Source organism: Nocardia sp. NPDC003269, from assembly GCF_042888005.1.
Classification (GTDB): domain Bacteria; phylum Actinomycetota; class Actinomycetes; order Mycobacteriales; family Mycobacteriaceae; genus Nocardia.
In genome coordinates this window covers 2,117,607-2,136,042 of record NZ_JBIAPA010000001.1, presented here as the reverse complement: position 1 = coordinate 2,136,042, position 18,436 = coordinate 2,117,607, and the positions used below count along the sequence as shown (strand labels likewise).

The 18,436-nt window shown below is 69.7% G+C and carries 19 protein-coding genes and 1 tRNA gene; 6 read left to right on the top strand and 14 right to left on the bottom strand.

From position 1 onward, the window contains the following. Window positions 1-154: 154 nt before the first annotated feature. From ACFYWJ_RS09795 to ACFYWJ_RS09775, 5 genes are all read right to left on the bottom strand, one after another. A tRNA-Ala gene (locus tag ACFYWJ_RS09795) sits at window positions 155-227 on the bottom strand. A 97-nt stretch (window positions 228-324) separates the two neighbouring features. Further along, a complete protein-coding gene (gene glpR / locus ACFYWJ_RS09790) occupies window positions 325-1,383 on the bottom strand; it encodes a gephyrin-like molybdotransferase receptor GlpR (RefSeq protein ID WP_355273452.1) in 1,059 nt (352 codons plus the stop codon). A gap of 137 nt (window positions 1,384-1,520) precedes the next feature. Continuing rightward, window positions 1,521-2,171 (bottom strand): GNAT family protein, encoded by a 651-nt coding sequence (locus ACFYWJ_RS09785; protein WP_355273455.1) that lies wholly within the window; start codon window positions 2,169-2,171, stop codon window positions 1,521-1,523. Between the two features lie 12 nt (window positions 2,172-2,183). Further along, entirely contained in the window at window positions 2,184-3,443 is a 1,260-nt protein-coding gene (glp, locus tag ACFYWJ_RS09780; RefSeq protein WP_355273458.1) for a gephyrin-like molybdotransferase Glp, read from the bottom strand. 37 nt (window positions 3,444-3,480) lie between these two features. Next, on the bottom strand, window positions 3,481-4,407 hold the full coding sequence (locus ACFYWJ_RS09775; RefSeq protein ID WP_355273461.1) for a UTP--glucose-1-phosphate uridylyltransferase: 927 nt from the start codon (window positions 4,405-4,407) through the stop codon (window positions 3,481-3,483). Between the two features lie 87 nt (window positions 4,408-4,494). Here ACFYWJ_RS09775 and ACFYWJ_RS09770 point away from each other — a divergent pair, with 87 nt between their 5' ends. The 4 genes from ACFYWJ_RS09770 to mscL all read left to right on the top strand — a co-directional run bounded on the left by ACFYWJ_RS09770 (window position 4,495) and on the right by mscL (window position 6,812). Beyond that, on the top strand, window positions 4,495-5,094 hold the full coding sequence (locus ACFYWJ_RS09770) for a 5-formyltetrahydrofolate cyclo-ligase (RefSeq protein WP_355274621.1): 600 nt from the start codon (window positions 4,495-4,497) through the stop codon (window positions 5,092-5,094). 69 nt (window positions 5,095-5,163) lie between these two features. Continuing rightward, entirely contained in the window at window positions 5,164-5,454 is a 291-nt protein-coding gene (locus ACFYWJ_RS09765) for an FmdB family zinc ribbon protein (protein ID WP_355273463.1), read from the top strand. Between the two features lie 89 nt (window positions 5,455-5,543). Continuing rightward, window positions 5,544-6,215, top strand: coding sequence for an SAF domain-containing protein (locus ACFYWJ_RS09760; RefSeq protein ID WP_355273465.1), 672 nt, complete (start codon window positions 5,544-5,546; stop codon window positions 6,213-6,215). 156 nt (window positions 6,216-6,371) lie between these two features. After that, complete coding sequence (gene mscL, locus ACFYWJ_RS09755; RefSeq protein ID WP_355273467.1) at window positions 6,372-6,812, top strand: large conductance mechanosensitive channel protein MscL; 441 nt, start codon at window positions 6,372-6,374, stop codon at window positions 6,810-6,812. A gap of 70 nt (window positions 6,813-6,882) precedes the next feature. Here mscL and ACFYWJ_RS09750 read toward each other — a convergent pair whose 3' ends face one another. The 9 genes from ACFYWJ_RS09750 to ACFYWJ_RS09710 all read right to left on the bottom strand — a co-directional run bounded on the left by ACFYWJ_RS09750 (window position 6,883) and on the right by ACFYWJ_RS09710 (window position 14,968). Then, a complete protein-coding gene (locus tag ACFYWJ_RS09750; protein WP_355273470.1) occupies window positions 6,883-7,527 on the bottom strand; it encodes an MspA family porin in 645 nt (214 codons plus the stop codon). Window positions 7,528-7,591: 64 nt separating this feature from the next. Next, window positions 7,592-8,260, bottom strand: a complete 669-nt coding sequence (locus tag ACFYWJ_RS09745; RefSeq protein WP_355273473.1) for an MspA family porin — start codon at window positions 8,258-8,260, stop codon at window positions 7,592-7,594. Between the two features lie 273 nt (window positions 8,261-8,533). Next, complete coding sequence (locus tag ACFYWJ_RS09740; protein ID WP_355273474.1) at window positions 8,534-9,193, bottom strand: MspA family porin; 660 nt, start codon at window positions 9,191-9,193, stop codon at window positions 8,534-8,536. 65 nt (window positions 9,194-9,258) lie between these two features. After that, on the bottom strand, window positions 9,259-9,939 hold the full coding sequence (locus ACFYWJ_RS09735; RefSeq protein ID WP_218721722.1) for an MspA family porin: 681 nt from the start codon (window positions 9,937-9,939) through the stop codon (window positions 9,259-9,261). Window positions 9,940-10,459: 520 nt separating this feature from the next. Further along, window positions 10,460-10,642, bottom strand: coding sequence for a hypothetical protein (locus ACFYWJ_RS09730; protein WP_355273476.1), 183 nt, complete (start codon window positions 10,640-10,642; stop codon window positions 10,460-10,462). A gap of 5 nt (window positions 10,643-10,647) precedes the next feature. Beyond that, a complete protein-coding gene (locus ACFYWJ_RS09725) occupies window positions 10,648-11,190 on the bottom strand; it encodes a MogA/MoaB family molybdenum cofactor biosynthesis protein (protein ID WP_355274623.1) in 543 nt (180 codons plus the stop codon). Continuing rightward, entirely contained in the window at window positions 11,190-12,716 is a 1,527-nt protein-coding gene (locus tag ACFYWJ_RS09720; RefSeq protein WP_355273478.1) for a trypsin-like peptidase domain-containing protein, read from the bottom strand. The genes ACFYWJ_RS09725 and ACFYWJ_RS09720 overlap by 1 nt, the downstream gene beginning before the upstream one ends. A gap of 95 nt (window positions 12,717-12,811) precedes the next feature. Continuing rightward, window positions 12,812-14,272, bottom strand: coding sequence for a HAMP domain-containing sensor histidine kinase (locus tag ACFYWJ_RS09715; protein ID WP_355273481.1), 1,461 nt, complete (start codon window positions 14,270-14,272; stop codon window positions 12,812-12,814). Between the two features lie 9 nt (window positions 14,273-14,281). Next, a complete protein-coding gene (locus ACFYWJ_RS09710; protein WP_355273484.1) occupies window positions 14,282-14,968 on the bottom strand; it encodes a response regulator transcription factor in 687 nt (228 codons plus the stop codon). A 243-nt stretch (window positions 14,969-15,211) separates the two neighbouring features. On the opposite strand from ACFYWJ_RS09710, the gene ACFYWJ_RS09705 reads away from it, so the two are divergent. Both ACFYWJ_RS09705 and ACFYWJ_RS09700 read left to right on the top strand, forming a co-directional pair. Further along, the gene (locus ACFYWJ_RS09705) at window positions 15,212-18,031 is read left to right on the top strand and encodes an ATP-binding protein (RefSeq protein ID WP_355273487.1); all 2,820 of its coding nucleotides are present in this window, start codon (window positions 15,212-15,214) and stop codon (window positions 18,029-18,031) included. Next, window positions 18,028-18,432: a roadblock/LC7 domain-containing protein gene (locus ACFYWJ_RS09700; protein ID WP_019049250.1), complete on the top strand. Its 405-nt coding sequence runs from the start codon at window positions 18,028-18,030 to the stop codon at window positions 18,430-18,432. Before ACFYWJ_RS09705 ends, ACFYWJ_RS09700 begins: the two co-directional genes overlap by 4 nt. Window positions 18,433-18,436 lie beyond the last annotated feature (4 nt).

The following is an 18,436-nucleotide window of genomic DNA, read 5'->3' as shown; positions in this document are numbered from 1 at the left end:
AAGTACCCCACGAACATCGGTGCAAACCATATTTTTATGGGCATGTTCGCGCGGGACCCGCCGCGTAGGATCCGGGCACCGCGAGCCCGGCCGAGAGACGTCGATGACGCCGGAAAAGCAGAAGGGCCCGGTCTGCCGACCGGGCCCTTCGTTGTGGAGCTAAGGGGAATCGAACCCCTGACCTTCTCGATGCGAACGAGACGCGCTACCAACTGCGCTATAGCCCCGTGCGGCTCTGGCGAACCGCGCTGTGACACTGTATCAGGCGTTGCGCCCAGATACCGAATCGGTACTCTGACCTGCTGTTCTGCGTGGTTCGACCAGTTATTCGCCGACGGCGCGCCCGAGGTCTTCGACCCGGGTGCGGAGGGCGCGTGCGGTGGCCGGATCGAAGGTTTCCAGGTGCTCGAACATCGGGTCCTCGTCGTCGGTGTCGAGCAGGGTGGAACGGCGGCGCAGGGCCCGCGCGGTGTCGCGGTCCATGGTGCGCCGGGTCGTCGCCGCCTCGGGGGTGGCGGCGTCCTCGTGGCGCTTGCCCCGGGTGAGGCGGGCCGCGCGCCTGCGGCGGATCTCCTCCTCCACGTGGACCTGCTTGCGCAGGTAGGCCAGATAGCCCACCAGCACGGCCGTGGACAGCCCGCACGCCCACCAGAACATCGAGTTCAGCAGCAGGCCGAACGCGGCGAACAGGATGGTCGCGATGATCAGCCCGAGCACGGCGCGCTGCCGGAAGCTGTAGCGGGCGGCGCGGGCGATGGCGTCGGCCTCGGGGTCGTAACCGCCGCGGCCGCGCCGGTTCGGGACGAAGTCCTCGTCGTCGTCGGCCGGCTCGGCGGTGTCCTCGGCGATGTCATCGAGCCGGGCGGGCGGCGCGGGTGGGATACGCGCGGCGACCGGCGGGTCGGCGGCGGCATCGTCGTCGTCCGCGGCGGCCTCGTCCTCCGGATCCGATTCCGCCGCAGCGTCATCGATCGCGGGAGGTGCGGAATCGGCTGCCTCGGTGGCGGCTCCGGGCTCGTCGCCGGTCGCGGCGTCGCCGGGCTCGGCCTCGGCGTCGGCCGCGGCCTCGAGTTCCGGTGTGGGGGTGAGCAACTCGTCGTCAGCTTCGGTGACGGGCTCGTCGGCCGGTGTCGTCATCCGATCCTCCGAATCAGTACGGTGGGGGCGCTTGGTCAGCACACGGGGGCGGTAGTCGGGGTCGGTCTCGTGACCGCCCGCAGCCCCGATGCGAATCCGTCGTTCGGCCCCGCCACGGTGCAGCACACGCGTGGCGAGTGCGGCATCGGTGGTGCGGCGGATCCGGGGATGCCGGTCCGCCAGGATCGGGAACAGGACGAAGACCCACAGCACCACAAGTCCGATCCACAGGATCGAATTCGGCATCGCGGTCATCACCTCCCGTCCCCGCCTGCGCGTTTATCCATAGTTGGACGCACTACCGACGTCCGTAGGTTAATTCGGACACGCCTGCCCTCGCGGCAGGCGCGCCGTGCACACCTGCCACATGAGTAACAGAAATTTCACGGCAGCGCCGCTCGACCCTCTCTGACCAGGCGATCGACGACGGTGCCCATAACTTCTTCGACCGTCAAGCCCACCAGCAGATGATCCCGCCATTCGCCGTCCACATCGAGATAGCGGCGCAGCAAACCCTCTTCGCGGAACCCGACATTGCGCAGGACCGCCTGGCTGGGCAGGTTCTCCGGCCGCACCGTGGCCTCCACCCGGTGCAGGCCGACCGGCCCGAAGCAGTGGTCCAGCCCTAGCGCGAGCGCGGCCGTGGCGACACCCTGGCCGCCGAGATCCTTGGCCACCCAGTAGCCGATCCAGGCCGAGCGCAGCGCGCCGCGCACGATATTGCCGATCGTCAGCTGTCCGCTGAACTGCCCGTTGACCTCGATGACCAGCGGGATCATCGCGCCCCGCCTGGCCTCGGCCTTGAGGCTCGTCCACAGCGACGGCCAGTTGGACGCGTGATTGCGCGCCTCCCAGCTGCCGCGCCCGGTCGGCTCCCAGCGCTCGAGATGGTCGCGATCGCGCAACCGGATCCGGCTCCACGCCGCGGCGTCACGGAAACGCACCGGGCGCAATGTCACCTGGCCACCCGCGACGATCACCGGACCGAGCCGGGCGGGCCATCCGGGATGCTGACCTGCCCGGAATACGTTCATCGAGTCCACTGATCAGCCGCGCTGCGCCAGGAAAGCCACCCGCACTTCGTCACCGGTGCGGAAATCGGTGTCGTCGGGCTCCACCACGATGAGGCTGTTGGCCTCGGCCAGCGTCGCCAGCAGATGCGACGACCCGCCGTTGCCGTTGCCCAGCGGCTGCACCAGATAGTCACCGGTGGCCTCGTCACGCAGCAGCTGCGCGCGCAGATAGCCCTTGCGACCGGGCATCGAGGTGATCGGAGTGATGGTGCGGGCGTTGACGATCCGGCGCATCGGCTGCCTGCGGCCCAGCGCGATCCGGATCAGCGGACGCACCATCACCTCGAAGACCACCAGCGCGCTCACCGGATTCGACGGCAGCAGGAAGGTCGGCACCTCGTCGCGACCGAGCCTGCCGAAACCCTGCACCGAGCCCGGATGCATGGCCACCCGGTCCACCTCGAGCTCACCGAGCCCGTCCAGCGCCTCGCGCACCTGCTCGGACGCCCAGCCGCCGACCGCGCCGGCGATCACCACGACCTCCGAGCGCACCAGCTGACCCTCGACCACATCGCGCAGCCTGCGCGGATCGGCGCTGACGATGCCGACCCGGTTGACGTCGGCGCCCGCGTCGCGCGCGGCCGCGGCCAGCGCGTAGGAGTTCACGTCGTAGACCTGACCGGGGCCGGGCGTGCGATCGATATCGATCAGCTCGCCGCCGATGGAGATCACCGACAGGCGCGGACGCGGATGCACCAGCACCTTGTCCTGCCCGACCGCGGCCAGCAGGCCCACCTGGGCGGCGCCGATGATGGTGCCCGCGCGCACGGCCACGTCGCCGGGCTGCACGTCGTCGCCGATGCGGCGGACGTAGTCGCCCGAGCGGACCGGCTCGAAGACCTTGATCCTGGCCCGGCCGCCGTCGGTGAAGTCCAGCGGCAGCACCGCGTCGGCCAGCGTCGGCAGCGGAGCGCCGGTGTCGACACGCACGGTCTGGCGCGGCTGCAGCCGGATGGGCTGGCGCGAACCGGCGACCACCTCGCCGACCACCGGCAGGGTGAGGTCGATCAGTTCGCCCTCTTCGTCGCGCACGTCGGTGCCGGCGGCGGAGACGTCGACGCTGCGCACCGCGTATCCGTCGATGGCGGCCTGATCGAAGCCGGGCAGCGGCCGTTCGGTGACGACGTCCTCCGCGCACAGCAGACCCTGGGCCTCGGATATCGCGACCCGGACCGGCCTGGGTGCGACCGCGGCCGCGGTGACCTTGATCAGCTGATCCTCAACCGAGCGCATCGAGCTCCTGTGTCTATGTGTCCATCGCTTGCCGCGCTTACGCGTTCGGGGAGTTGGGATCCCACTCCGGGCTGAGCCGGAACTTCAGCCACTCACGCAATTGCGGGCCGTATTCCTCCCGCTCGAGGGCGAAATCGACGGCAGCTCGAAGATAGCCGCCCGGGTTACCCAAATCGTGGCGCGACCCACGGTGGACGACCACATGGACCGGGTGTCCCTCCGCGATCAGCAGGGCGATCGCGTCGGTGATCTGCAGTTCCCCGCCCGCGCCCGGCTCGATCCGGCGCAGTGCGTCGAAGATCACCCGGTCGAGCAGGTAGCGGCCGGCCGCGGCCAGGGTCGAGGGCGCGTCGGCCAGCTCGGGCTTCTCGACCATGCCCTTGACCCGCAGCACGTCGGCCTCGGCGCCCTCGGTCAGCTCCTCGACGTCGAAGACGCCGTACGCGCTGACCTGCGACTTCGGCACGTCGATGGCGCACAGCACCGAGCCGCCGCGCTCCCGGCGCACCCGGCTCATGGTCTCGAGCACGCCGCACGGCAGCACCAGGTCGTCGGGCAGCAGCACGGCGATGGCGTCCTCGTCGTCGTCGAGCGCCGCCTCGGCCTGGGCCACCGCGTGGCCGAGACCCAGCGGCTCCTCCTGCACGACCGAGGTCACGTCGAGCAGGCCGGGCGCCTTGCGGACCTTCTCCAGCAGCGCGAACTTGCCGCGCTCGGCCAGGGTGCTCTCCAGCACCAGATCCTCGACGAAATGGGCGACGACGCCGTCCTTGCCCGGCGAGGTCACGATCACCAGCCGCTCGGCGCCGGAATCGGCGGCCTCGGCGGCGACGAGCTCGATGCCGGGGGTGTCGACCACCGGCAGCAATTCCTTGGGCACCGTCTTGGTGGCAGGCAGAAACCGCGTTCCGAGTCCGGCCGCGGGTACCACCGCAGTGCGGAAACCGGAAGTCTTGTCTGTCATGCGCATACCCTATCCATTCAGCGTGCCGTCCGATCGCCCGTCGCGACGATCCGGCGTCGGCAAGAGCTTAGGGTGGTCGCTGTGGAGATGCCCGGTGAGCGCACCAAATATGCGTGGCGCAGCCACATCCTCGCCGAACGCGCGCAGGTCGGGGCCGCCGAGCACGCGCGCGAGGCCGCGGCGCTCGCCGCCGCGATCGGCCCGCTGGCCGGGGCCGATGACGTCGTCTGCGCGTATGTCCCGATCCGCGGCGAGCCCGGCGATCTGCGCATGCTCGACGCGCTGCGTGTGCGCGACGCCACGGTGTTGCTGCCGGTGACCGGGGAGCGGGGGCCCCTGAGCTGGGCGCGCTACGAGGGCCCCGATTCGCTGCGCAAGGCCCGCTTCGGCCTGCTCGAACCGACCACGGCGACGCTGCCGCCGGCCACCGTGGCTACCGCGGCGACGATCCTGGTGCCCGCGCTCGCGGTGGACCGCCGTGGCGTCCGGCTGGGGCGCGGGGCCGGGTACTACGACCGCACGCTGGGCGCCGCCGGGATCAGCACTCGCCTGATCGCCGTCGTCCGGGATAATGAACTCGTCGACCGGCTGCCGGAGGAACCGCACGACCGGCGAATGGGGTGGGCACTGACGCCCGGCGGTGGCCTGCGTGAACTCGGCGGTGACCGGCCCGTTCGGCCGGAATGAAACGGCGATTTCCGACGTTGGCAGTGTCGGCGGTAGAGTGCTAGATCGACGAGACTTGCGGAGGATCCTGTGCCAACTTATTCATACGCGTGCACCGAGTGTGACAACCGCTTCGACATCGTTCAGTCCTTCTCCGACGACACACTGACGGAGTGCCCGCAGTGTTCCGGGAAGCTGCGGAAGCTGTTCAACTCGGTGGGCATCGTGTTCAAGGGCAGCGGTTTCTACCGCACCGACAGCCGGGGCGGCGCGTCCACCGCGAGCGAGCCCGCGAAGTCCTCCTCCTCGGACAGCGGCAGCAACGGCAGCAGCTCCACCTCGACGTCGACCACGAGCTCGACGCCCGCCGCCGCGAGCTGATCCCCGCCGGTTTGTCCACAGCCCCCGAGTTGTCCACAACCAGGACTTTCACCGGCTGATCCCCGCTGCCACGCTCCTAGGCTTCGGGCATGACTCGCAGTCTTGCCGATCTGGGACGTGGCAGTTCCTGGCGCTTCGCCCTCGGTAACCGCCCGGCCTGGGCCGACACACTGCTCGCCCGCCGTATCGCGGCCGCCGTGCTCGCACTGGTCGCGCTGGCGCTGTTCGTCCGTGGCGATCCAGGCACCACCCGCGACGACGTCGTCGTCGCCGCCCGCGAGCTGGCCCCCGGCAGGCTGCTCACCGCCGACGACCTGCGCGTCGATCGGCACGAATCCCGTTCGCTGCCTTCGGGTTCCGTCACCGACCCCGCCGTCCTGCTCGGCGCGACGCTCACCGGCGCGATGCGCGCCGGGGAAGCCTTCACCGATCTGCGCGTGGTCGGCCCCCGGCTGGCGGCGGCCGCCGCGGGCAGTCCCGAGGCCCGGATCGTGCCGATCCGGCTGGCCGATCCCGCGGTGGCCGAGGTGTTGCGCGCGGGTGACCGGGTCGATGTCGTCGGGGTCGAGGACGCGGGCGGCCCCGGCGCGAGCAAGCCGGCGCGCACCCTCGCCACCGACGCCGCCGTCGTTCTGGTCACCGCGACCGGTGAGCGGCGCTCCGGGGCGGAACGGGTGGTCCTGGTCGCGCTGGACGCCGAATACGCCACGGCCGTCGCGGGCGCCTCGTTGCGCACGGCGCTGACAGTGGTCTTCCATTGACGGCGCGGCGGTGGCGCCGGACGCACCCGGACGCAGTTCGCGAGAAATTTGCCGCAACTCTCGTTAGCATCACACAGGAACCAGCACGACCGTTCGCAGCATTCGACACGGAGCGCAGCGCCTGGGGCCGGCTCCTGCACGAAGGAGACATCGGCAATGCTCAAAGGTTTCAAGGATTTCCTGCTCCGCGGCAACGTAGTCGACCTGGCGGTCGCCGTCGTGATCGGCACGGCCTTCGTCGCGATCGTCACCGCGTTCACCGACGGAATCATCAATCCCTTGCTGGCGGTCTTCGGCGGCAGCAACGAGCTGGGTCTCGGTTTCCAGCTCGTCGCCGGCAAACCGGCCACTTTCGTCGAAGTGGGACCGATCATCACGGCGGGCATCAACTTCCTGCTCATCGCGGCGATCCTGTACTTCGTCCTGGTGCTGCCGTCCACCCTGGCCAAGAAGCGGATGGGCATCGAGGACGACCTCACCGACAACGAGGTGCTGGTCCAGATCCGCGACCTGCTCGCCGAGCAGGGCAACACCTCCAACGGCAAGCACGGCATCCTGCCGGAGCCGTCGCGGGGCAACGGCGACCACACCCGCTGAGTTCGAAAATCGGGGCTGGTCCAGGGAACTCGCGTTCCGGGACCAGCCCCGATCGCTGCGTACCGAACCGTCAGCCGAGGCTGAAGGGCTGGCCCCAGAGCGTGACCCAGCTGATCACATTGTCGGTCTCCACCTCGACGCTCACGAACGAGCGCGCCTGGGCGTAGCCACCACAGCCGGACAGGCCGATGGTTTCGTCGGCCCAGGTCACCGAGCCGCTGCCGTTCTTGAAGGCATTGCGGGTCTTGTGGGACTCGTCGCCGTAGTCGTCGGGCATCTCCAGGTCGAGAACGTAGAACGACTTGGACTGGCCGGGGCCGAGCGAGAGCGCTCCGCCACCGAGGCCCACCGCGCCCTCGGAGTCGAACCCGCCTTCGGCCCGCGGGCCGCCGCCCTCGATATTGACCTGGCAGCCGACGGTGTAGCCGGGGAAGATCTTGCCGCCGCCACCGCCGGACACCGACACCTGTGCGCTGCCCGACACCCAGGCATTCCGGTGCGCCGGCGTCGATCCCATCGAGGGATTGATGTTCGCGGACTCCCCGACCATGCTGATGTCGACGACGGTGCCGTCGGACAGGGTCTTGCTGATATGCCCGCCCGGCAGTGGAACGAAGGTGTCGGCGTGTGCCGCACCGGTGGAGAACAAGCCCAATGCCACGGTCGCCGCGGCGGTGATACCGGCCGCGCGCGCCATGCTTCCAACATTGATCATCACTGTTGACCCCTCGAGGGTGAATTCGTGTGAGCTAGCGAGAATTTCGTCGACTCGGCCGCGATCAGCCGATGCTGAAGGGCATGCCGTACAGGGTGGTCTTCGAGTAGTGGTCACCGATGATCTCGACCACCGTGTACGACCGGGCCTGGGCATAGCCCGCGCACCCCTGGACCTGGATCTCGGCGTCCTGGTATTCCACCGAGTAGACGCCCGGCTTCAGAATGTCCTTGGAACTGATCTGGGCGAAGGCCACCTCACCGGGACCGAGATCCAGGCCGATGGAGCCCTCACCGATCGGGCCGTTGGTGTCCAGACCGACACCGACCTGGCCCCCGATCGCGTCGTCGCCGATGCTCACCTGGCAGCCGACGATGTAGCCCGTACTCAGTTGCGACGCACCGTGGGTCGACGAATTGTTGGAACCGGGACGGTTGGACGGGCCGTTCCACGGACCCACCTCGCCCTCCGGGGTGACCTGCACATCGGCGCGCGCGTTGCCCGAAACCCAGACGACGCGACCCGCACCGTTGGCGGCCAGCGACGGCGACACGATCGCGCTCTCGCCGGTGCGGCTGACGGTGACGCCGGGACCGTTCTTCTGACCGTCCGGCAACGGAACGAAGGTATCCGCGTTGGCAGCACCGGCCGACAACAGGCCGATCGTCACGGCCACTGCGGCACCGGCGCCGAAGGCGCCGCGACGCACGCGGTTGGTGCGGTTCTCGCTCATACTTCCCCTCGAGGTGTACGCAAAATCGACCTCGACCGTCGAGGTCGATATCTGTGCTGCGCCCGGACCCAGCCCAGACGGGTCCGCGGACCGCGTCGCTGGCAACAGGGCGGACTCGCCCAGCCGGGAGGTGTATCGAGAAGCTGAAAAGCAAATTTCGCCACAAACATAATGAGGCGACCGGCCAATGTCCAGCGCCACAAACTTATCGGCACAACAAAACGGGCCGGTCGCAATTGCGACCGGCCCGTTGAGCGTTCGGGATCGAACAGATCAGCCCAGGCTGAACGGCTGGCCCCACAGGGTCACCCAGCTGATGACGTTGTCGGTCTCGACCTCGACGCTCACGAAGGCACGAGCCTGCGCGTAGCCGCCGCAGCCGGACAGACCGATGGTCGAATCCGACCAGGTCACCGAGCCGGCGCCGTTCTTGAACTTGTTCGACTTGCCGTGCGACTCCGAGCCGTAGTCGTCGGCCTTCTCGATGTCGAGAATGTAGAACGACTTCGACTGGCCGGGGCCGAGCGAGAGCTCGCCGCCGGTGCCGACGCCACCGGAAGCGTTGCCCTCCCAGTCGCTTTCGACCGTCGCGTCACCGGAGACACCGCCGCCGGCGATGTTGACCTGGCAACCCACGGTGTAACCCGGGAAGATCTTGCCCGAGCCGCCGTCGGAGACGGTGACCTGCGCGCTACCGGAGACCCACGCGTTGCGGTGCACCGGGGTGGAGCCCATCGACGGGCTGATGTTGGCCGACTCGCCCACCAGGCTGATCTCGACGACGGTGCCGTCGGACAGGGTCTTGGTGATGTGGCCACCCGGCAGGGGAACGAAGGTGTCGGCGTTGGCCGCGCCCGTCGAGAACAGGCCGACGGCCACGGTGGCCGCGGCGCTGACGCCCGCCATCCGCGCCATGAACTTACGGTTGATCATAGGAATTGTCCCTCGAGATTGAGTTCGCCGCAGCGAGAAGAAGATTCGGGCCGGTTCGAAAGACGTCAGCCGATGCTGAACGGCATGCCGTACAGGGTGGTCTTCGAGTAGTTGTCACCGATGATCTCGACCACGGTGTACGCCCGGGCCTGCGCGTAGCCGGCGCAGCCCTGGATCTCGATCTCCGCGTCCTGGTAATCGATCGCGTAGGTGCCGGCCTTCTGGATGTCCTTCGAGCTGATCTGCACGAACTTGACCTCGCCCGGGCCCAGGTTGACGCCGATCGAGCCGCCGGCGCTCACGCCACCGGTGCTCAGACCGCCGGAGACGCCGGCGCCGATCGCGTCGTCGGCGATGCTCACCTGGCAACCGACGATGTAGCCGGTGTTCAGCTGGGAGGTGCCGTGGGTGGAGGAGTTGTTGGAACCGGGGCGGCCGGACGGGCCGTTCCAGGGGCCGACCTCGCCCTCGGGGGTGTCGGCGACCTCGGCCAGCGCGGTGCCGGAGACCCAGACGACGCGACCCGCGCCGTTGGCGGCCAGCGACGGCGAGATCAAAGCGTGCTCACCCGTGCGGGTGATGGTCACGCCGGCAGGGCTCACCTTCTGGCCGTCCGGCAACGGCACGAAGGTGTCGGCGTTGGCGGCACCGGTCGACAGCAGGCCGAAAGCCACGGCGGCCGCGGCAGCGCCGACGCCCGCGGCACGGGCGCCGCGGCGCACACCGGTGGTGCGGTTCTCGCTCATACTTCCCCTCATCAGTGTCTAACAGCCGGTCTCGACTTTCGAGACCGGACGGGTGGACCTCACAGGCCCAGCTCAGTGTGTCGCCCCTTTGTTGCCGTTACGTAACCAACTGTTATTTCGACGATACGGACGGGGCCGGTGTGGCGAACCCGAGCCAGGGTTCCACCGGGTGGTTCAACACACAGAAGCGGGGTACTGCGGGGGCCAATAGTTGATGGCTCGATGGCGAACATTAAACGCTGTGCAGCCGTTCCGGCAACGAAAGAGTTCGTAAATTTCAATGTGACCCCAAGCACAGGTGCGCACATCGCCACATGCTTTGACGTGCATAAATGCATCGGAGATCAGCGGCGTCAACGGGACTGAACCGGAAGTGGTTACTGGCGAGTTTCGAACACTTATACGACAAAGGACCACGCTTTCGCGTGGTCCCGAGGAATTGTCACCCGTTCGCAATCACACCCGAAACGGCATTTCGGTGAGTGCCTATTACGTAGCGGCTACGTAGATAACGGTAAGGTCACCCGTGGTGCGGTGGCACCTGCGAACGTAACCATTCGTCGTTATCCGAGCGCCCCCCGCGCTCGTCGCCGGTGGTTTCGGGCAGCACGTCGCCGAAAATACGGGCCAGGCGCGCGGCCTCGGCGGCCTTGCGCCGGACGGCCTCCTGGTCCCCCGGCGACGTGCTGTCCGACGACGTCATCGCCGTCACTCGTCCAATCCGGAGAGCTCATCGATCACCCGGCTCGCGAGCGGGCCCAGCGTGGCCATGCCGTCGCGGATGGCGGAGCGGGTGCCCGGCAGGTTCACCACCAGGGTGCTGCCGGAGATGCCCGCGACGCCGCGCGACAGACCCGCGTCCAGCGAGCCGGCCACCCGGCCCGAGGCCCGCAGCGCCTCGGTGATGCCGGGCAGTTCCCGGTCGAGCACCTGCACGGTGGCCTCGGGAGTGATGTCGCGGGGCGACATGCCGGTGCCGCCGACCGAGATCACCAGATCGACGCCGCCGATCACCGCGGTGTTGAGCGCGTTGCGGATCTCGACCTCCTCGGCCTGCACCGTCACCGAGGCGTCGACGAGGAAGCCCGCCTCGCTGAGCAGTTCGGTGACGAGCGGGCCGAACGAATCCACGCCGCCATGCGCCGTCCGATCGTCGACGACAACAACCAGTGCACGCCCTGCCACGGGAGCATCGATGTCCATGCTCATCACCGTAGCGCCTACACACGACAGCGCCGCGCTCGAACGCATCATCGGCCGCCCTCCGCCGCGGCGCCGGTGAGGGTGACCTCGACCGTCTTGGCATTGCCGCCCTGCTCGTCGGTGTAGGTGAGCTTCACCTTGTCGCCCGGCTGATGCGAGCGGACCGCCGCGATCAGCGCGTCGCCGGAGTCGATCGGCCGGTCGTCGAGCCGGGTGACGACCGCGCCGGCGGGCACGCCCGCCTTCGCCGCGGGCCCGTCCGGGGTGACCTCGAGTACCCGGGCCGCGGTGTCCTGCGGCCGCAGCTTGATGCCGATCTGGGCGTAGGTGGCGTGGCCGGTCTTGATCAGTTCGTCGGCGACCCGGCGGGCCTGATCCACCGGGATGGCGAAGCCGAGGCCGATCGATCCGCTCTGCGCGCCGCCCGCGGCCTCGCCGCCGAGGCTGGCGATGGCGGTGTTGATGCCGATCAGCTTGCCCTGGCCGTCGACCAGCGCGCCGCCGGAGTTGCCGGGGTTGATCGCCGCGTCGGTCTGGATCGCGTCGATCACCGGGTTGACCTGGCTGGGGGTGCCCTCACCGCTGGTCGAGACCGGGCGGTTGAGCGCGGAGACGATGCCGGTGGTGACGGTGCCCGCCAGGCCGAGCGGCGAGCCGATCGCGATCACCGGCTGCCCCACCGCGAGCCCGTCGGAGGTGCCGAGTTCGATCGGGGTGAGCCCGCTCTTGCCGCTGACCTTGATGACGGCCAGGTCCGAGACCGGATCGGCGCCGATCATGGTGGCCGGCGCGGTGCTGCCGTCGCTGAACACCACTTCCATCTTCGCCGAGGCGCCCGCGCCGGCGGCGACGTGATTGTTGGTGAGGATCAGGCCGTCGGTGGACAGCACGACCCCGGAGCCCTCGCCGGAGGCGCGCGCACCGGCCACCTTGATCATCACGACGCTGGGCAGCACCCGCTGGGCAACCGCCTGGGTCGACCCGGCCGGGGCGTTGGCGACGTTGTTGACCGCGGGCTTGGGCGCGTCGAGCGCGTTGGTCACCGGGACGGACTCGGAACCGGTCGCCAGCACGCCGACGACACCACCGATACCGCCGCTGACCAGCGCCAGCGCCGTGGCTCCCGCCACCAGACCGAGCCGCAGCGGCTTCCGCGGCGGCGCGACGACCCCGCCGGGCTGTCCCCCGAAGGCGGGCGGAACCTGCTGACCGCGCGACACGCCGTAAGCGGACACGCCGGGCAGTGGCGCCGTGCCATAGGAATCCGCGGTGCCGTAGTGCTGCGGCGAGCCGTACGGCTGCTCGGCGCTGTGGGAGGACGCGGCGCCGTACGGCTGCTCAGGGGCGTGGGGTGGCACCGGGCCCGCGGGCTGGCCGCCCGGCTGTGCCCCGGGGAACGGGCCCGGCTGACCGGGGTGCGGCACCCCACCGAAGGGTTGGGCGGCACCGGCGGCGGGCAACTGGCCCGAGGCCGGACCCGGACCGGGGAACGGCGCCCCGGCGGGATGATCCGCGCTGCCCGGTCCGGAGTCGGCGGGCTGGTCAGCAGGTCGCTGCTGGGGATCGTCGGTCATGGTGTCTGTCTCCTCACGCTTGCCTACCAGCTTCGTGACGGGTACTGAGAGGCGGCTGAGATCGTCCCGTCAGTTCGCCGAGACTCCGCGGCCGATCAGATCGAGCCGGGCTCGGAGTCGTCCGGAACCGCCGGTGCCTCACCGGGCAACACGATCCGGACCAGGGCGCCGCCACGGTCGGAGGTGTCGATCGCGATCGTGCCACCGTGCTTGGTCACCACCTGCTTGACGATCGCGAGCCCGAGCCCGGAACCCGGCATCGACCGCGAGGCCGTGGTCCGGTAGAAGCGCTCGAACACCAGCTCCCGTTCATCGCTGGGGATGCCGGGACCGGCATCGGCGACCACCAGCTCGAGCAGGCCGGGCCCGGCCGGGCGCATGGTGATCCTGACCTCGGCGTCGCCGGGACTCCACTTGGCGGCGTTGTCGAGCACGTTGAGCACCGCGCGTTCCAGGCCCGCCTCGTGCCCGTAGACGAACCACGGGCGCAGTTCGGCGGTGAAGGTGATGCCGGTGCGCCTGCGCCGCGCACGCTCGAGCGCGCGCTCGGCCACCTCGCCGAGATCCACCCGCTCGTAGACGGTTTCGGGCGCGTCCTCGCGGGCCAGGTCGACCAGGTCGCCGACCAGCGTCGACAGCTCCTCGATCTGGGCGACCACGTCGGCGCGCAGCTCGGCCATGTCCTCGTCGGGCAGCTGCGGCGCGCCCGGCCTGCCCGAGGCGATGAGCAGCTCCATATTGGTGCGCAGCGAGGTCAGCGGGGTGCGCAGTTCGTGGCCCGCGTCGGCGACGAGCCTGCGCTGGCGGTCGCGGGATTCGGCCAGCGCCCGCAGCATCGTGTTGAAACTCTCGGTGAGCCTGGCCAGTTCGTCGTCACCGGTGACCGGGATCGGGGTGAGGTCGTCGGTGCGGGCGACCCGCTCGGTCGCGGCGGTCAGCCGGGCGATCGGGCGCAGGCCGGTACGGCCCACCGCGGTGCCCGCCGCGGCCGCGAGCACGACGCCACAGGCGCCGACCACGAACAGCAGCCAGGCCAGCCGATCGAGCACCTCACGGGTGCGGTAGAGCTTCTGCGAGATGATCAGCGTCGCGCCGCTGTGCGTGCGCGCGGCGAGCACCCGCTGGTCACCGACGGTGCGCAGCGACGAGTTGATCTTGCCGTCGGCGACGGCGAGCTCCTGCGCGCCGACCGGCGGAATCGTCTGCTGCGGCGGCATGTACGGCTTGTGGTCGGCGTAGATCAGCGCGACGCCGACATCGTTGGAGAACAACCCGGCCAGCACGATCGACTGGAAGCCGAGCGTCTCGAAGTTGTTGTTGATCATCGTCGCCGCCCTGGCCTCGAGCTGGGCGTCGACGTCGGCGTACAGCGCGCGGGCCACCATCGCGTAGGCGGCGATGGAGGTGACCGCGACGGCGATGAGCACCACCGACGCGGCAAGCAGGGTCACCCGCCAGCGCAGCGACACCGAGCGCGTCAGCGGCATCGGTGGGCGCATCTCCCCCGCGTCCGGCGGGCGCCGCAGCACGGCGACGGCGGGTTCCTTGGATGCCATCGCGGCCGCCTACGGAGGGGTCTCGCGCAGCACGTACCCGACGCCGCGCACCGTGTGGATCAAGCGTTCCTCGCCGTCGGCCTCGGTCTTGCGCCGCAAATAGCCGATGTAGACCTCCAGCGCATTTCCCGAGGTGGGAAAGTCGTAGCCCCAGACCTCTTCGAGGATGCGGCCGCGGGTGAGCACGCGACGCGGATTGGCCATCAACATCTCGAGCAACGAGAACTCGGTTCGGGTGAGGCTGATGGCGCGATCGCCGCGCGAGACCTCCCGGGTCACCGGATCCAGCGACAGATCAGCGAACACCATCGCTTCCGACGCCTCGCCCGGGTCGGGTGCGCGCCTGCGCAGCAACGCGCGCAAACGCGCCAGCAATTCCTCCAACGCGAAAGGCTTCGGCAAATAATCGTCGGCGCCCGCGTCGAGGCCCGCGACTCGTTCGGAGACCGAATCCCGGGCGGTCAATACCAGAATCGGCAGATCATCGCCGGTGCTGCGCAGGCGGCGGCACACTTCGAGGCCGTCCAGCCTGGGCATCATCACATCGAGAACCAGGGCATCGGGCCTGGCCGCGGTGACTTTCTCCAACGCGTCCATGCCATCCACCGCCAGGTCGACGGTGTAGCCGTTGAAGCTCAGCGACCGGCGCAGTGATTCCCGCACCGCGCGATCGTCGTCGACTACCAGAATGCGCATGTGCCCAGTTTGCCGTGAACGACTGAGAACGTACTGAGAGGGGCACGCTCCGCGTGGCGGTCGCGATGTGCCAGCGTATATTCGGCGAATTGCAGACCGTGTGGTCCGGATTGCCGATGCCCACCCAGCCGGGTATCTTTCCTGCGGTAAAAGAAGACCTCCAGTTGGTTCTGCGCTCGCATCGCTCCGCGACCTCCCCGCGCGGGCCGGGGTCTCACGTGGAAGCAGAGGCAACGCACGCGGATGGAACCTGCATCGCGCTCCTGGCAATTCAGCCTGTCGAACTGGTCGGTTACGCGCAAGGTCGGTGTGGTGCTGGTGCTGCCGGTGATGCTGGCGACCACGTTCGCCGTGCTCCGGATCAACAACGAGCTGCAAATGATGACGCAGCTCAGCGCCGCCACCGAGCAAGCCACCGTCATCCGGCCCGTCGTCAAATTCGCCACCGCCACCGAGCAACTCGCGGTCGCGGCGACGGCCAACTGGGGCGCGATCGCCGACCCGCAGACGGACGCGGCCCTCACCACCTACGACCAGGCGCTGGCCGAGGTACAGAGCGCCATGCGCTCGGCCCGGCTCTCGCCGACGATCCAGACCGAGCTCACCGCGGCCACCGCGACCGGCGCCACCCTGCGCAACACCGTGCGCGGCGGCTCCCCGGCGATGGTCGGTGAGCAGTCCGACGAGATCGCCGAGCGGATCGCGAACGCGCTCGCGCAGACGCCGAACGTCGAGGACTTCGTCGTCCAGCGCTACTTCCTGCAGCTGACCGCGCTGCATCAGGCGCGCCGGATCCTCACCCACCAGCGGCTGCTGGTCGTCTCCCCCGACGCGGGCCGCAGCCAGAGCGCGCGGGCGCGGATGCTGGTCGAGCTCGGCTCCGAGATGACCACGATCATGACCTACGCCATGATCATGCCGGAGAAGGCGGGCAGCCGGGCCGCGATGATGGACGCCGTCCAGACCAGGATGAGCGTGCTCAGCCAGAACGCGGGCGACCCGACCAGCAACGCCGCGGTGCTCAACACCCTCCAGGTCAGCGCCGACACCTACGCGTCGAGCCTGAACCAGCTGCTCGACAGCATCGACCACACCCTCGAGACCAACACCGCCAACGCGCAGACCGGCGCGCTGCGCGAGACCACCCTGGTGCTCGGCATGCTGCTGGCCGGTCTGGCGCTGGCCCTCGCGGTGGCCCGCACGCTGGTCGTCCCGGTGCGCAGGCTGCGGCGCGACGCGCTCGAGGTCGCGCACGTGAAGCTGCCCGACGAGCTCGCGGTCGTCCGCAGCGGCGGCGCGACGCCTGAGATCGCCCCGGTCGGCGTGCATTCCACCGACGAGATCGGCCAGCTGGCCCGCGCCGTCGACGAGATCCACGAGCAGGCCCTGAACCTGGCCGCCGACCAGGCCCGCCTGCGCCTGCAGATCGGCAACATGTTCGAGACGCTGTCGCGGCGCAGCCAGTCGCTGGTCGAGCAGCAGCTCGCGCTCATCGAGGAGCTCGAGCACGACGAGGACAACCCCTCGCGCCTGCAGACGCTGTTCCGGCTCGACCACCTCGCCACCCGCATGCGCCGCAACGGCGACAACCTGCTGGTGCTCGCCGGCACCGTGTTGCGCCGCGGTCACCTGCCGCCGGTGCCGCTGTCGGACATGCTCTGGAGCGCGGTCTCGCAGGTGGAGGACTACCAGCGGGTCGAGATCGGCAATGTGCCCGACGGTGTCGTCGCCGGTGAGTCCGCGGTCGACATCGAGCACCTGCTCGCCGAGCTCATCGACAACGCCCTGCGCTACTCGCCGCCGAGCACCTCGGTGGCGGTCATCGTCGGCCGCGCGGTCGACGGCGGCTACCTGATCGAGATCACCGACCGCGGTCTCGGCATGTCCGCCGACGACCTGCAGACCACCAACGACCGGCTCGCCTCCGGTGGTGAGGTCACCATCGAGACCGCCCGCCGGATGGGTCTTTTCGTCGTCGGCCGACTGGCCAAGCGGCACACCATCACCGTCAGCCTGCGGCGTACCTCCACCCAGGCGCCGCAGCCGGGCATCACCGCGAGCGTGCACCTGCCCAGCGCGCTCGTCTCGCCGCCGCCCACGGTGTCGGGTCCGCCGACCGGCCCCAACCCGATCGTGTCGACCGGCTCGCACGCGCTGGTGCCCTCGGCCATCGGCCCGCACGCCCTGACCCCCGCCGACATCACCGGTCCCAATCCGGTCATGTCGCCGACCGGCCCGAACCCGCTCGTTGTACCGGTGCCCGCGGGCCCGAACCCACTGGTGCCGACGGGCCCGAACCCACTGGTGCCGACCGGCCCGAATCCCCTCGTGCCGACCGGCTTCGGTCCCGCCGAGCACATCGAGCCGCCGAGTGCGCCGCTGACCGGAGCCGGCCTGCCGCAGCGGCGGCCCAACGGCCAGGAGCCGCCCGCACCCGTCGAGCCCGAGCCGGAGCCCGAGGAACCGACCGGGCTGTGGGCCGAGCACGAGCACGACACCGACGACCTGCCGGTCCCGGCGACCGCCCCGGTCGACGAGCCCCCGGCCAGGACGATCGGCCTGCCGCAACGCGTTCCCGCCTCCGCGCTCAGCGAGCTCACCGAGACACGGCAGGTGCCGCGCTTACCCGAGCCCGAACGGGCACCCGAGCCGACGCCCGCGCCGGTCGCCGCGGCGGATCCGATGCCGACCGCGAGCACCCGGCTGCAACCGGTGCCCGGCGAGGCCCCGACCCCCATCTATCAGCGGATGGTCTCGGAATGGCTCGTCGAACCAGCTTCCGCCACTGCCGAATCCGGCGGCAACGGCGCATCATGGAGTTCCCCCGGAGACGCGGGCTGGTCGGCAGCGGCCAGCGCGGGCAATCCACCGACATCGTCGCGCACCGTCGGTGGCCTACCGATCCGTAAACCGGGCGCCCAGCTGGTCCCCGGCGGTCTCACCCCGGCCGAGGAGGCGGGTGCTCGCGATCCCGAGGAGATCCGCAACAACTTGACCAGACATCTCAGCGGCGTCCGCAGTGGCCGTGCCGAGATCCAGTACAACGACGGAGGCCTCGAATGAGCAACGCGCACCCCACGGACGAGAATCTGAATTGGCTGGTCGCCCGCTTCACCCGGGACGTGCCCGGCGTCTCGCACGCGGTGCTGGTCTCGGCGGACGGTCTGCTGCAGGCGACCAGCCCGCACCTGCCCTCGGACCGGGCCGAGCAGCTGGCCGCGGTGACCGCGGGGCTGGCGAGTCTATCGATGGGCGCGGCGCATCTGTTCGACGGCGGCAAGGTCATGCAGTCGATCGTCGAGATGCAGCGGGGATACCTGCTGGTGATGAGCGTCGGAAACGGCTCGCACCTCGCGGTTCTGGCCAACAAGAGCCACGACATCGGCCGCATCGGCTACGAGATGGCGCTGCTCGTCGACCGAGTGGGCTCGGCGGTCACCGCCACCGCCCGCTCCGCCGGCTGAGGTG

What these genes read in the sequence shown, in the direction of transcription:
- ACFYWJ_RS09725 (WP_355274623.1), bottom strand. Translation starts at nt 11,190, where the DNA reads ATGCGTTCGAGCGCGGCGCTGTCGTGTGTAGGCGCTACGGTGATGAGC.
- ACFYWJ_RS09760 (WP_355273465.1), top strand. Translation starts at nt 5,544, where the DNA reads ATGACTCGCAGTCTTGCCGATCTGGGACGTGGCAGTTCCTGGCGCTTC.
- ACFYWJ_RS09710 (WP_355273484.1), bottom strand. Translation starts at nt 14,968, where the DNA reads ATGCGCATTCTGGTAGTCGACGACGATCGCGCGGTGCGGGAATCACTG.
- glp (WP_355273458.1), bottom strand. Translation starts at nt 3,443, where the DNA reads ATGCGCTCGGTTGAGGATCAGCTGATCAAGGTCACCGCGGCCGCGGTC.
- ACFYWJ_RS09785 (WP_355273455.1), bottom strand. Translation starts at nt 2,171, where the DNA reads ATGAACGTATTCCGGGCAGGTCAGCATCCCGGATGGCCCGCCCGGCTC.
- ACFYWJ_RS09730 (WP_355273476.1), bottom strand. Translation starts at nt 10,642, where the DNA reads ATGACGTCGTCGGACAGCACGTCGCCGGGGGACCAGGAGGCCGTCCGG.
- ACFYWJ_RS09775 (WP_355273461.1), bottom strand. Translation starts at nt 4,407, where the DNA reads ATGACAGACAAGACTTCCGGTTTCCGCACTGCGGTGGTACCCGCGGCC.
- ACFYWJ_RS09770 (WP_355274621.1), top strand. Translation starts at nt 4,495, where the DNA reads ATGCCCGGTGAGCGCACCAAATATGCGTGGCGCAGCCACATCCTCGCC.
- ACFYWJ_RS09745 (WP_355273473.1), bottom strand. Translation starts at nt 8,260, where the DNA reads ATGAGCGAGAACCGCACCAACCGCGTGCGTCGCGGCGCCTTCGGCGCC.
- ACFYWJ_RS09740 (WP_355273474.1), bottom strand. Translation starts at nt 9,193, where the DNA reads ATGATCAACCGTAAGTTCATGGCGCGGATGGCGGGCGTCAGCGCCGCG.
- ACFYWJ_RS09735 (WP_218721722.1), bottom strand. Translation starts at nt 9,939, where the DNA reads ATGAGCGAGAACCGCACCACCGGTGTGCGCCGCGGCGCCCGTGCCGCG.
- ACFYWJ_RS09700 (WP_019049250.1), top strand. Translation starts at nt 18,028, where the DNA reads ATGAGCAACGCGCACCCCACGGACGAGAATCTGAATTGGCTGGTCGCC.
- ACFYWJ_RS09715 (WP_355273481.1), bottom strand. Translation starts at nt 14,272, where the DNA reads ATGGCATCCAAGGAACCCGCCGTCGCCGTGCTGCGGCGCCCGCCGGAC.
- glpR (WP_355273452.1), bottom strand. Translation starts at nt 1,383, where the DNA reads ATGCCGAATTCGATCCTGTGGATCGGACTTGTGGTGCTGTGGGTCTTC.
- ACFYWJ_RS09720 (WP_355273478.1), bottom strand. Translation starts at nt 12,716, where the DNA reads ATGACCGACGATCCCCAGCAGCGACCTGCTGACCAGCCCGCCGACTCC.
- ACFYWJ_RS09705 (WP_355273487.1), top strand. Translation starts at nt 15,212, where the DNA reads ATGGAACCTGCATCGCGCTCCTGGCAATTCAGCCTGTCGAACTGGTCG.
- mscL (WP_355273467.1), top strand. Translation starts at nt 6,372, where the DNA reads ATGCTCAAAGGTTTCAAGGATTTCCTGCTCCGCGGCAACGTAGTCGAC.
- ACFYWJ_RS09750 (WP_355273470.1), bottom strand. Translation starts at nt 7,527, where the DNA reads ATGATCAATGTTGGAAGCATGGCGCGCGCGGCCGGTATCACCGCCGCG.